The organism is Actinokineospora lacus (assembly GCF_053813445.1).
The window spans coordinates 370595-382480 of sequence record NZ_JBQERA010000003.1 but is presented as its reverse complement, the minus strand read 5'-3'; the positions used below and the strand labels follow the sequence as shown (position 1 = coordinate 382480).

12 protein-coding genes are annotated in these 11886 nt (G+C 71.2%); 8 read left to right on the top strand and 4 right to left on the bottom strand.

The genetic code is table 11. The features are described from left to right. Positions 1 to 198: 198 nt before the first annotated feature. Complete coding sequence (locus tag ACTG9Q_RS09900; protein ID WP_455572365.1) at positions 199 to 690, bottom strand: hypothetical protein; 492 nt, start codon at positions 688 to 690, stop codon at positions 199 to 201. A gap of 18 nt (positions 691 to 708) precedes the next feature. After that, positions 709 to 1668 (bottom strand): GlxA family transcriptional regulator, encoded by a 960-nt coding sequence (locus ACTG9Q_RS09895; RefSeq protein WP_455572364.1) that lies wholly within the window; start codon positions 1666 to 1668, stop codon positions 709 to 711. 86 nt (positions 1669 to 1754) lie between these two features. On the opposite strand from ACTG9Q_RS09895, the gene ACTG9Q_RS09890 reads away from it, so the two are divergent. Then, positions 1755 to 1967 (top strand): hypothetical protein, encoded by a 213-nt coding sequence (locus ACTG9Q_RS09890; protein WP_455572363.1) that lies wholly within the window; start codon positions 1755 to 1757, stop codon positions 1965 to 1967. Here the strand turns inward: ACTG9Q_RS09890 and ACTG9Q_RS09885 are convergent. Beyond that, positions 1918 to 3441: a dolichyl-phosphate-mannose--protein mannosyltransferase gene (locus tag ACTG9Q_RS09885; RefSeq protein ID WP_455572721.1), complete on the bottom strand. Its 1524-nt coding sequence runs from the start codon at positions 3439 to 3441 to the stop codon at positions 1918 to 1920. The genes ACTG9Q_RS09890 and ACTG9Q_RS09885 overlap by 50 nt on opposite strands. Positions 3442 to 3584: 143 nt before the next feature. On the opposite strand from ACTG9Q_RS09885, the gene ACTG9Q_RS09880 reads away from it, so the two are divergent. Further along, a complete protein-coding gene (locus ACTG9Q_RS09880; RefSeq protein WP_455572362.1) occupies positions 3585 to 4073 on the top strand; it encodes a hypothetical protein in 489 nt (162 codons plus the stop codon). Then, positions 4066 to 4890, top strand: coding sequence for a 16S rRNA (cytidine(1402)-2'-O)-methyltransferase (gene rsmI, locus ACTG9Q_RS09875; protein WP_455572361.1), 825 nt, complete (start codon positions 4066 to 4068; stop codon positions 4888 to 4890). The genes ACTG9Q_RS09880 and rsmI overlap by 8 nt, the downstream gene beginning before the upstream one ends. Positions 4891 to 4952: 62 nt before the next feature. On the opposite strand, the gene ACTG9Q_RS09870 is transcribed toward rsmI, so the two are convergent. Then, the gene (locus tag ACTG9Q_RS09870) at positions 4953 to 5801 is read right to left on the bottom strand and encodes a hypothetical protein (RefSeq protein ID WP_455572360.1); all 849 of its coding nucleotides are present in this window, start codon (positions 5799 to 5801) and stop codon (positions 4953 to 4955) included. 256 nt (positions 5802 to 6057) lie between these two features. Between ACTG9Q_RS09870 and ACTG9Q_RS09865 the strand changes: the two genes are divergently transcribed. The 5 genes from ACTG9Q_RS09865 (at position 6058) to ACTG9Q_RS09845 (ending at position 11851) form a co-directional block, all read left to right on the top strand. After that, positions 6058 to 6555: an STAS domain-containing protein gene (locus tag ACTG9Q_RS09865; RefSeq protein WP_455572359.1), complete on the top strand. Its 498-nt coding sequence runs from the start codon at positions 6058 to 6060 to the stop codon at positions 6553 to 6555. Between the two features lie 65 nt (positions 6556 to 6620). Continuing rightward, positions 6621 to 7367 carry an ANTAR domain-containing protein gene (locus ACTG9Q_RS09860; RefSeq protein ID WP_455572358.1) on the top strand — a complete coding sequence of 249 codons (747 nt, stop codon included), beginning with the start codon at positions 6621 to 6623 and terminating at the stop codon, positions 7365 to 7367. Positions 7368 to 7426: 59 nt separating this feature from the next. Next, positions 7427 to 9217 carry a methionine--tRNA ligase gene (gene metG / locus ACTG9Q_RS09855; RefSeq protein ID WP_455572357.1) on the top strand — a complete coding sequence of 597 codons (1791 nt, stop codon included), beginning with the start codon at positions 7427 to 7429 and terminating at the stop codon, positions 9215 to 9217. After that, positions 9214 to 10074, top strand: a complete 861-nt coding sequence (locus tag ACTG9Q_RS09850; protein ID WP_455572356.1) for a TatD family hydrolase — start codon at positions 9214 to 9216, stop codon at positions 10072 to 10074. The genes metG and ACTG9Q_RS09850 overlap by 4 nt, the downstream gene beginning before the upstream one ends. Before the next feature lie 298 nt (positions 10075 to 10372). After that, entirely contained in the window at positions 10373 to 11851 is a 1479-nt protein-coding gene (locus ACTG9Q_RS09845; RefSeq protein ID WP_455572355.1) for a transglycosylase family protein, read from the top strand. Positions 11852 to 11886: the final 35 nt, after the last annotated feature.

The window sequence follows — 11886 nt, the reverse complement described above, 5'->3', positions numbered from 1 at the left end:
GGCCCGGCAGATCCACCAGCCGCCCAATCCACGAGCCAGCGGTGTTCGCTGGCCGCCCGATCATGAGCTGACCCCGATCATGAGCTGACAGGTCCGCTGGGCCGGGCGGATCAGCGGGCCGGGGAGATCAGCAGGCTGGGCGGATCGGCGGGCCGGGCGGATCGGCGGGCCGGGCGGATCGGCGGGCCGGGCGATCGGTCAGGCGGGTGGTTTACCGCCGACGACCGGCATGACCGCCACGGTCATCACCGCGTCGTAGAGGCTGCGGGCGCCGACGCCGAAGGCGCCCACCAAGGCGTAGCCGACCATGGCGTCGCGGCTGGTCGCCTGGTCGGGCAGCCAGATCGCGGGCTGGTCGCCGCCGGGGAAGAACGCCCGCTCGGCGCCGTCGACGCACAGCGCGCTGCCGTCCGCCTCGGGTTTGAGCAGGTAGTGCGCATCGCCCACCCACGCCTCGACGCGGTAGGACTTGCGGCTGTACTTGCCGACCCCGGGCACCAGGCGCGCTCTGCGGCCGTCGATCAGCAGGGAGAGCCGGTCGGGGTCGCGGGTGCCGATCGGGACGTCCTGGCGGGTTCGCTCGCCCGCTCGGGTGATCTCCGCGGCTCGCGCGCCCACCGCGGCCAGCACGCGGGTCTCGGCGACCGTGACCACGACAACGCCGTGGGTTTCGTCTGTGATCCTGGGCACGCCCAGCAGTGTCGCAGGTCAGGCGGGCCGACCGGCGAAGGTGCGCCGATAGTCAACGGGGGCGACCCCGACGATCTTCTGGAAGTGGTGCCTGAGCAGGGCGCCGGTGGAGAAGCCGCAGCGGCGCGCCACCTCGTCCACCGACAGGGCGGTCTCCTCGAGCAGCCGACGCGCGTGCAGCACCCGCTGCGTCGACAGCCAGCGGTGCGGGGTCGTGCCGGTCTCGGCGGCGAAGCGGCGGGCGAAGGTGCGCTCGGACAACGCCGCGCGCTTGGCCAGGGCGGCGACGGTGTGCTCCTGGGCGATGGTCTCCAGCATCCAGGTCAGCACCGGGGTGAGGCTGTCGCTGGTGCACGCGGGCACGGGCAGGTCGATGAACTGGCGCTGCCCGCCGTCGCGCTGCGGGGGCACGACCATGCGCCGGGCGATGGCCACCGCGACCGCCGAGCCCAGTTCCCGGCGGACCAGGTGCAGGCAGGCGTCGATCCCGGCGGCGGTGCCCGCGCTGGTGACGATCGAGCCGTCGTCGACGTAGAGCACGTCGGGGTCCAGGTGCGCGGCGGGGAAGCGCTCGGCGAACTGGTCGGCGTGGCGCCAGTGGGTGGTGCAGGCGCGGCCGTCGAGCAGGCCCGCCGCGGCGAGGATGAACGCGCCGCTGCACACCGACATCAGCGTCGCGCCGCCGTCGTGGGCCTCGCGCAGGGCGGACAGGACGGCGGGCGGGTAGTCGTCGCGGATGTTCGCGGCCGGGACGGCCACCAGGTCGGCGCCGACGAGGGCTTCCAGCCCCAGTTCCGGGGTCAGGGTGACTTTCGGGATGTTCGTCGGGACCGGCCTGCCGGGGTGCTCCCCGCACACGCGGAACTCGAAGGGCGGCACGCCGTCCTCGGAGCGGTCGATGCCGAAGACCTCGCAGAGGACCCCGAACTCGAACGGCGCCACGTCGTCGATGAGGACGGCGGCGATGGTCGTGAGCATGGCCGAACCCTAGCTGGCAGGATTTTGTGGCACAAGGTCAGTGCTGCCACTCGTGGCAGGAATTGGTGGAGCGCAAACTTAGTGCCATGCTCGTATTGATCGCACTCGCCGCGGCCCTCGTCCTCCTCCTCGACCGCAACCACCGCGCTGGTCAGCGCCTCGCGGGCACCACCGACGTCATCGACCGCGACTGGGCGCGGATCAGCGCGGACCTGGCCGCCGTGGACCCGATCCCGCGCCACCGCGAGGTCAGCGCCAGGACGGCAGCCACAGTTCGGCTTGCCACCGGGCCTCGGTGATCGGGTCGCCGTTGAGGATCGGCCACAGCCAGACGAAGTTGGCCACCACCAGCCCGACGTACAGCGCGACGGCGAGCAGGCCGGTGCCCCGGCGCTCGGGGCCCTGCCTGCTCGACCCGAGGACGTGGCCCAGCGCCAGCACCAGGCCCAGCACCAGGAACGGCGCCATCGGGGTCGCGTAGAAGAAGTACATCTGGCGGTCGATGTTGAGGAACCAGGGCAGCAGGCCCGCCAGGTACCCGACCAGGACCGCGACGTAGCGCCAGTCCAGGCGGGTGAAGATCCGCCACAGGCTCCAGCCCACCATCGCCAGGGCCAGCCACCACATCGCCGGGGTGCCGATCAGCATGGTCGCCGAGACGCAGGTGACCTCACCGCAGCCGGTGGTGCTGCCCTCGTAGTAGTAGAGCATCGGGCGCAGGCCCATCGGCCACGTCCACGGCTTGGACTCCCACGGGTGCTGCTGGTCGGGCTTGGTGACCAGCTCGCTGTGGAACTTCAGCACGTGCTCGCTGTACTGGAACAGCGATCCGACCGCGCCCTTGACCACCGACCACGGGTCGCCGCCGGTGGTGGCCACCAGGTGCCGGTCCAGGCTCGTCTCGCCGGTGAACCAGCCCCACCAGGTGGCCAAATAGGCCAGCAGCGCGACGCCGACGAACGCCCAGAGCGCCGGAGCGGTGTCCCGCACCAGCGCGCCCAGCCAGGGCCTGCGGACGCCCGCCGCGCGCCGGGCCGTGGCGTCGAAGAGGACGGTGAGCAGCCCGAACGCGACCATGTAGTACAGGCCCGACCACTTGACCCCGCACGCCAGCCCGATCATGACCCCGGCGGCCAGCCGCCACCAGCGCACGCCGAGGCGCGGCCCGAACGCCGACTCGCCCGCCCAGCCCTCGCTGACCGCCGTCGCCAGCCGGGCCCGCATCTGGTCGCGGTCGACGAGCACGCAGCCGAACGCCGCGAGCACGAAGAAGGCCAGGAAGATGTCGAGCATCCCCATGCGGGACTGCAGGTGCGACACGCCGTCGGCGATGAGCAGGATGCCCGCGACCGCGCCGAGCAGCGTCGACCGGGTCAGCCTGCGCGCGATCCGCACGATCATGACGATCATCAGCGCCCCGGCGAGCGCGGCGGCGAAGCGCCAGCCCCAGCCGTTGTACCCGAAGATCCACTCCCCGCCCGCGATGAGCAGCTTGCCCAGGGGCGGGTGCACGGTCAGCTCGTAGCCCGCGTTGTCCTCGAACCCGCCGTTGCGCAGCATCTGCCACGCCTGCGGGACGTAGTGCTTCTCATCGAAGACCGGCGTGCCCTTGTCGGTGGGGTAGCCCAGGTTCTGGAACCGGACGATCCCCCCGATGAGCCCGATGACCGCGGTCACCAGCCACGCCCGCCCGCGGTCGAGCGGCATCGGCCGCCCGGTGACCCGCAGCCGGGCCCGCTCCACCGCGTCGGGCACGCGCGGCTCCGAGGCCACGGCCCGCTCCGCCTCGTCTTCGGCCACCAGGACGCTCACGAGTGCAGATCGTAGGCCGCGCCGTGTGCGATCCGCGTCGGGATGACCCCGATCACAATTTCGCGCCGCGGGCCGGTCGGCGGGGGCGCGTACGCTGCCCCGTCGTGGCGACTACCTTTCGGCCCACCCCCGCCTTCACCTTCGTCTACGCGGTCACCACCGCCGCGGTCACCGCGATGGTGGTGACCTCCGTCAACCTCCTCATCGACCTGGTCATCGGCGCCAACGACGTCCTGGGCGCCCTGCTGATCGGCGCGGGCATCGGGCTGATGTTCGGGGCCTACACCGCCATCTCCCTGCGCGGGCGCTCGCTCACCCTGGTCCCCGGCGGGATCGTCCTGGTGAAGGACCGCGTGCGGATCACGCTGCTGTGGCGCGACTTCGAGGAGGTGCGGACGCTGGGGCTGTTCAAGCGCGACGAGCTGGTCTTCCGCAAGGGGGAACTGACCCAGGCGGACAAGCAGATTCCGCAGCGGGTGCTGGACCGGATGCACAAGATCGGCGCGGACCGGACCGTCGTGGTGTCCGACTTCTTCAGCGACTGGAAGTCCACCGAGCTGCACACCGAGGTCAAGCGGACCGGCCGTGGCTGAGGGCAGGCTGGTCCTCGCCGCCACGCCGCTGGGCAACGTCCAGGACGCCTCGCCGCGGCTCAAGGACGCCCTCGCCACCGCCGACGTCATCGCCGCCGAGGACACCCGCAGGACGAAAACGCTTGCCGCGGCCCTGCAGGTCACCACGACCGGCCGCATGGTCAGCTTTTACGACGCCGTCGAGGCGCAGAAGATCGATGGCCTGCGGCAGGCCGTCCACGACGGCCAGACCGTCCTGCTGGTGACCGACGCGGGCATGCCCAGCGTCTCCGACCCCGGCTACCGCCTCGTCGCCGCCTGCGTCGAGGACGACCTGCCGATCACCTGCCTGCCGGGCCCCTCCGCCGTCACCACCGCCCTGGCCCTGTCCGGCCTGCCCTGCGACCGGTTCTGCTTCGAGGGCTTCGCCCCGCGCAAGCCCGGCGAGCGCGCCCGCTGGCTCACCCAGCTCGCCAGGGAACCGCGCACGGCCGTCTTCTTCGAGTCCCCGCACCGAATCCACAGCCTCCTCGAGGACGCCGCCGACCTGCTCGGCCCCACCCGCCGTGCCGCGGTCTGCCGCGAGCTGACCAAGACCTACGAGGAGGTCCGCCGCGGCACGCTGCCCGAACTCGCCGCCTGGGCCGAGCCCGGCCTCCGCGGCGAGATCACCGTCGTCCTCGCGGGCGCCGAGCCGCTGGAGCACGACCTCGACACCCTCGTCGCCCGCGCCAGGGAGATGGCCGCCGCGGGCACCCGCCTCAAGGACGCCGTCGCGGCGATCGCCGCCGAGACCGGCGTCAGCAAGAAGGCCCTCTACGACGCCGCCGTGCGCTGAGCGTCCTGCGGACAGGAGGCGGAGCCTCCCCCTGGTGTAAGGAGGAGGCCCCGCGCGTCGGGTCACCCGGTGCAGTTGGGCACAGCGGGGACGCTGCCGACGCAGTTGTTCGGCGTGTTGGCGCTGATCGGCGAGTTGGTGGTGGTCATGGTGCCGCCGATGCGGAAGACGCCGCCCGCGGTGAGCAGGGCCTTGTTCGTCGTCACGGCGGTCTGGGTCATCGTGGTCGCGGTCGAGTTGACCGCCGCGACCCCGGCGCCCTCCGCGCCGGTGTTGCCGCTGATCGCCATGGGGCCGCCGGAGACGCCGGTGGTCGTCAGCGTGCCGCGCGTGCCGTTGTAGATCCCGCCACCCCGCAGCACCGCGCTGTTGTTGCGGACCGGGCTCCTGGTGAACGTCGCGGCGGGCGCGGTGCCGGAGTCCGTGTCGGCGTTGGCGAGGCCGCCGCCGTCGAGGGTCGCGGCGTTGCGGCTCAGGCTGCTGTTGGTGAGGGTCACCGCGCCGCGGTTGAGGATGCCGCCGCCGCTGCCGACGACGCTGCCGTTGGTGAGCGCGACCGAGGTGGTGAGGGTGAGGCTGCCGGTGGAGCTGACCTCGGCGATGCGGAAGCGCAGCAGCGAGGAGCGGGTGATCGTCGCCGGGCCGATCATCTCGATGGGCGTGGTGATCACCGGCAGACCGGTGGTCAGGCCGCCGTGGGGCGCGCTCAGGCGGTAGGTGCAGCCGCCCGCCAGGACGAGGGTGTCGGCGGTGGGGGTGGAGTTGGCGAGGTTGACCGCCGTGACGAGGGCGTTCTCGCCGCACGCCACCGGGATGGTGATGGCCTGTGCCGCCGGGGCGACGACGGCCATGCCGCCGATGACGACGGCGGCCCCGATCGCGGTATGGATGGACGTGCGGGACTTGCGCATGACGCCTTCTGTTCCTGGGGGTGAACGAGCACAAAAGGACCCCGGTTCGCGCCTTTTCCGCGCTACCGAGGTCTTGGGCAATCTCGAATTTACTCCGTCGTCACCGGAATGTATATCGAAGTACCTCGAATGGTCGTACCTCCGCCTCAGGAGGAGGGGTCATTTTCTCAAATCGTTGGAAGGGCTGGGGAGGTGTATGATTTTGCACAAGTGCCCTGGACCCCGGCGTGACATCCGCTAGCCGAGGGGCCGACTCATGACTTTTCTCCTGCCGCTCCCTGCCACCGCCCTGGTCACCGTCCTGTCGGGCCGCCCGCACCCCAGGCATCTGCTGACCGTCACGGCCCACCCGTTGCCCCGCCGCGTCGTCGTGCTCGCGGTGACCGGCGAGGTGGATCTGCTCACCGGCCCGGTGCTGCGCGACAGCCTCATCGCGCCCCTGCGGAATTCCATCCGCCACCTGGTCGTCGATCTCACCGCCGTCAGCTTTTTCGACGCGGCCGGTATCGCCGTTCTCGTCAATATCAGGGAAGCGGCGATGGTGGCCGAGGCGGGCCTGTCCATTGTCGCGAACACGCGCCCGGTTCTCATGCCATTGCGGGTGACCGGGATGGATGCGGGCTTCGACATCCACCCGGACCGCGCGCACGCCGTTTCGGGCGCGCGGACCAAATGGATGACCCGGAATTCTTGCGGGTCGGCGCCGCCCGCGTCGGAGTCATGGACCTCTACCGTGACACGCCAGGACCGCTGACCATCCCGGACCTCAGCGAGTCCGGCACGACGACGCGACAGGGAAAGTCCATGACCCTTGGGGCAGTGACAGACAGGGAACAGCTCCTCGCGGCCACCTTCCGCGACCTCGCGGACACCCTGGTGGCCGACTTCGACGTCATCGACTTCCTGCACACGCTGGTGACCCGCAGCGTCGACCTGCTCGACGCCGACGCCGCCGGGATCATGCTGGCCGACGCCCACGGCGGGCTCCACGTGATGGCCTCCTCCACCGAGGAGGCCCGGCTGCTGGAGCTCTACGAACTGCAGAACAACGAGGGCCCCTGCCTGGACTGCTACCGCTCGGGACGTCCCGTGGCCCGCGACGACCTGCCCGCGATGCGCTCGTCGTGGCCCGCCTTCACCGAGCAGCTGCGGCAGCGGGGGTTCCACTCGGCGCAGGCACTCCCGATGCGCCTGCGCGACGAGACGATCGGCGCGCTGAACCTGTTCCGGACCAAACCCGGCAGCCTCGGCGAGGCGGACCTGGGGATCGGGCAGGCCATGGCCGACGTGGCCACCGTCGGCCTCATACAGGAGCGCGCGATCAGCGCGGGCGAGCTGCTGGCCACCCAGCTGCAGAACGCCCTGCACAGCCGGGTCCAGCTGGAACAGGCCAAGGGCATGCTCGCCCAAGGCTCTGGCGTGGGGATGGACCAGGCGTTCCAGGCCATGCGTGACTACGCCCGCGGCCACAACCGCAAGCTCAGCGACGTCGCCGCCCGGATCATCGACGGGTCACTGGCCGACAACCAGCTCCGGATGGGCGGGCGGCGCAAGCCCCCGGCCTGATCACCCGCGCGGTCAGCCCAGCGAAACCGCGTTGCCCGGCGTCCGTAGGCTAGGTGGCCATGAGCACCCCTGTGCTGACGGCGGTCGCCTGGCCGTACGCCAACGGGCCCCGCCACATCGGCCACGTCTCCGGTTTCGGTGTCCCCTCCGACGTCTTCTCCCGCTACCAGCGCATGGCGGGCAACCGGGTGCTCATGGTCAGCGGCACCGACGAGCACGGCACGCCCATCTCGGTGCAGGCCGACAAAGAGGGCCTGTCCACCCGCGAGCTGGCCGACAAGTACAACCGGGTCATCGCCGAGGACCTGCAGGGCCTGGGCCTGTCCTACGACCTGTTCACCCGCACCACGACGGGCAACCACTACAAGGTCGTGCAGGAGCTGTTCCTCAGCCTCTGGCGCAACGGCTACGTCGTCCCCAAGACCCAGATGGGCGCGATCAGCCCGTCCACCGGCCGCACCCTGCCCGACCGCTACATCGAGGGCACCTGCCCGCTCTGCGGCTACGACGGCGCGCGCGGCGACCAGTGCGACAACTGCGGCAACCAGCTCGACCCCGCCGACCTGATCAGGCCGGTGTCGCGCATCAACGGCGAGACCCCGAAGTTCATCGAGACCGAGCACCTGTTCCTCGACCTGCCCGCGTTCACCGAGTCCCTGGGCTCCTGGCTGTCCACCCGCACCGAGTGGCGCCCGAACGTGCTGAAGTTCAGCGCCAACCTGCTCGACGACCTGCGCCCGCGCGCGATCACCCGCGACCTCGACTGGGGCGTCCCCGTCCCGCTCGACGGCTGGCGCGACGCGCCGATGAAGCGCTTCTACGTCTGGTTCGACGCGGTGATCGGCTACCTCAGCGCCAGCGTCGAGTGGGCTCGGCGCAGCGGCGACGACGACGCCTGGAAGGAGTTCTGGACGCCGGGCGCCCAGGGCTACTACTTCATGGGCAAGGACAACATCGTCTTCCACTCGCTCATCTGGCCGTCCCTGCTCCTCGGCCAGAACGGCGCGGGCGACAAGGGCGGCGAGCCGGGCGGGTTCGGCACGCTGAACCTGCCCACCGAGGTCGTCTCCAGCGAGTTCCTGACCATGAGCGGGTCGAAGTTCTCCACCTCCCGCGGCACGGTCATCTACGTGCGCGACTTCCTGCGCCAGTTCGGCCCGGACACCCTGCGCTACTTCATCTCCGTGGCGGGCCCGGAGAACCAGGACACCGACTTCACCTGGGACGAGTTCGTCCGGCGGACGAACTTCGAGCTGGCCAACGAGTGGGGCAACCTGGTCAACCGCTCGGTCGCCATGGCGCACAAGAACGTCGGCGCCATCCCGCGCCCGAGCGCCCCGACCGCCGAGGACGCCGCCCTGCGCGAGCTGTCCCGGCAGGCGTTCACCACCGTCGGCGACAACCTGCGCCGCTCCCGGTTCAAGGCCGCCGCGAGCGAGGCCATGCGCGTGGTGTCCGCGGCGAACAAGTACCTCTCCGACGAGGAGCCGTGGAAGCGCAAGGACGACCCCGAGCGCCGCGACACGATCCTGCACACCGCGCTGCAGGTCGTCTCCGACGCCAACACGCTGCTGACGCCGTTCCTGCCGCACGCGGCGCAAAAGGTCCACGAGGCCCTTGGCGGGACCGGGGTGTGGTCGGCCCAGCCGCGCATCGATGAGGTCACCGACCTCGACGTGCCCGAGCGCGGCTACCCGATCCTGACCGGCGACTACGCCGCCGAGCAGGCCAAGTGGGCGTCGGTGGACATCGAGGTCGGCAGGCCGCTGGAGAAGCCGTCCCCGCTGTTCGCCAAGCTCGACGCCGAACTGGGCGAGACCGGCCCCGAGTGGGCCCCGATCATCAAGTGACCCCGCGCCGCGGCGAGCGCCCGCCAATCCCCGACGCCCTCCCGGCGCCGGTCATCGACGCCCACACGCACCTCGACGCGTGCGGGGCGACCGACGCCGCCGGGGTGGCGGCGCTGCTCGACCGCGCCGCCCAGGCGGGCGTCGACCGGGTCATCACCGTCGCCGACGACCTCCCCGCCGCGCGCTGGGCGGCGCAGGCGGCCACCTGGGACGAGCGCGTCTTCGCCGCCGTGGCGATCCACCCGACCCGCACCGCGGCCTTCTCCGACGCCGACCGCGCCGCGATCGAGGACCTGGTGTCCCGCCCGCGCGTGGTCGCGGTGGGGGAGACCGGCCTGGACTACTACTGGGACTACTCCCCGCCGCAGGCCCAGAAGGACGCCTTCGCCTGGCACATCGACCTGGCCAAACGCGTCGGCAAGCCGCTGATGATCCACGACCGCGACGCCCACGAGGACATCCTGGCGGTCCTCGACGCCGAGGGTTCACCCGAAGACGTCGTCTTCCACTGCTTCTCCGGCGACCTCGACTTCGCCCGCCGCTGCGTGGACCGCGGCTACGTGCTCAGCTTCGCCGGACCCGTCACGTTCACCAACGCCGCGGCGCTGCGGGAGGCCGCGGCCTACGTCCCGGCCGACCGGATGCTGGTGGAGACCGACGCGCCGTACCTGACCCCGCACCCGTTCCGCGGCAGGCCCAACGAGCCGTACTGCGCGGCGTACACCGCTCGGGCGATCGCGGAGTTGCGCCGAGTGGACGTGGCCGAGTTGGCCGCGACGGTCTCGGCCACGGCGGATCGACTGTTTTCGTTGCCCTCTGTAACATCCCATGATTCCCGCGGTGAGAGATTGCGATGAATGGGGGACAGCTTGCTCACTCTCCGGTGTGACGGGTCTCACGAGTTTGCCGCAGGTGTTTGCGCGACCCCCCGACCCTCGTTACTGTCCCGTGATCGTACCTCCCGCGATCACACCGTCGCGGGCACCCGGAGCAAGCCAGTACACCGTCGGGGTGGCCGGCTGCGGGTCGACACAGCACGAGGCGCAGTGCCGCGCCGCGCGAGAAGGAGTGCATTTCGCCAGTCGAAGTTGGCAGGTGGGACACACCCCAGCGCGCGGACGACGGCTCCGCCTTCCTCGGAGGACACGACCCAAAGTGAGCGGTAAACAGAACTCGCACGACAGCTACTTCGCCGACACCGACTGGTTCACCCCGGTCGGCGCCCCCGCGGCGGTGGCGACCGTGGACGAGAGCGACGCGGACTTCCACGCCTGGCGCTCGCAGTTCCCGGAGTACGACTGCGACACCGGCTTCTCCGACGCCCTCGCCGTCACCCCGCACGACGTGCGCCACGCCCTCGGCCCGCAGGCCGAGGAGATCATGGCGACCGCGGGCGTCGACGTCGACGAGCTCATCCGGCTGATCAACGCCGAGACGACCGTCCTGCCGGTGATCCCCGACGAGATCTCCTCATCGCCGCAGCCCGACTCGGCGCCCTCGCCCGGCCTGGTCACCGCCATCCGGCGCTGGAAGTCGACCTTCCTCAAGGCCACCATCGCCGCCGTGCTGACCACGCTGGTCGGCGGCGGCGCAGCGGCCATCGCGATGAACAACCAGGTCACGGTCAACGTCGACGGCCAGACCCGCGAGGTCAACACCTACGCCGACACCGTCTCCGAGGTCCTCGCCGAAGAGGGCATCACCGTCGGGCAGCACGACCTCATCAGCCCGTCCCCGGCCGCGGAGATCGGCGACGACGGCCACATCGTGCTGGAGCGCGGCCGCCCGCTGGCGATGACCGTCGACGGCGAGCGCACCGAGGTCTGGGTCCGCGCGACCAACCTCGGCGACGCGCTGCGCCAGGCCAACGCGCCGCTCAACGGCTCGTGGGTCTCCGCGCCCGCCGACGCCCCCGTGCCGCTGGAGGGCATGGCCGTCGAGATCAAGACGGTCAAGGGCATCACGCTCTACGACGGCGGCAGCGCCCCCAAGCCGATGAAGACCACCGCGGTCACCGTCGGCGAGCTGCTCCAGGAGCTGGGCCTGACCGTCGGCAAGGCCGACGCGCTCACCCCGGCCGCGGACACCAAGCTGGGCGCGGGCGCCGAGGTCCGCATCAGCCGGACCGGCGTCACGGTGATCAACCAGAAGGTCGCCATCGCGCCCCCGGTCGAGGAGGTCGAGGACCCGACGCTGGACCAGGGCAAGACCGTCGTCGTCGAGCCCGGCGTGCCCGGCGAGCGGATGGCGACCCTGCGGGTGACCTCGAAGAACGGCAAAGAGGTCAAGCGCGAGGAGATCGGCTCCAAGGTCACCAAGGAGCCGAAGGCCAAGAAGGTCAAGGTCGGCACCAAGAAGCCGCCCGTGCCGGTCATCCCCGACGGCCAGGTCTGGGACCGGCTGGCGCAGTGCGAGGCCACCGGCAACTGGGCCATCAACACCGGCAACGGCTACTACGGCGGCCTGCAGTTCAACAAGAGCACCTGGGACGCCTACGGCGGCTCCCAGTACGCCGCCTACCCGCACCAGGCCAGCCGCGAGCAGCAGATCGCCATCGCCACCAAGCTCCGCGACGCCCGCGGCGGCTACGGCGCGTGGCCGCACTGTTCCAGCAAGCTCGGTCTGCCCCGCTAGTCCCACGTCTCACGGCAAAGCCCCGGTGACCCGCA

Excerpts from the sequence above, each read along its gene's own strand:
- ACTG9Q_RS09895 (WP_455572364.1), bottom strand. The coding sequence starts at position 1,668 with ATGCTCACGACCATCGCCGCCGTCCTCATCGACGACGTGGCGCCGTTC.
- ACTG9Q_RS09870 (WP_455572360.1), bottom strand. The coding sequence starts at position 5,801 with ATGCGCAAGTCCCGCACGTCCATCCATACCGCGATCGGGGCCGCCGTC.
- ACTG9Q_RS09890 (WP_455572363.1), top strand. The coding sequence starts at position 1,755 with ATGCTCGTATTGATCGCACTCGCCGCGGCCCTCGTCCTCCTCCTCGAC.
- ACTG9Q_RS09865 (WP_455572359.1), top strand. The coding sequence starts at position 6,058 with ATGACTTTTCTCCTGCCGCTCCCTGCCACCGCCCTGGTCACCGTCCTG.
- metG (WP_455572357.1), top strand. The coding sequence starts at position 7,427 with ATGAGCACCCCTGTGCTGACGGCGGTCGCCTGGCCGTACGCCAACGGG.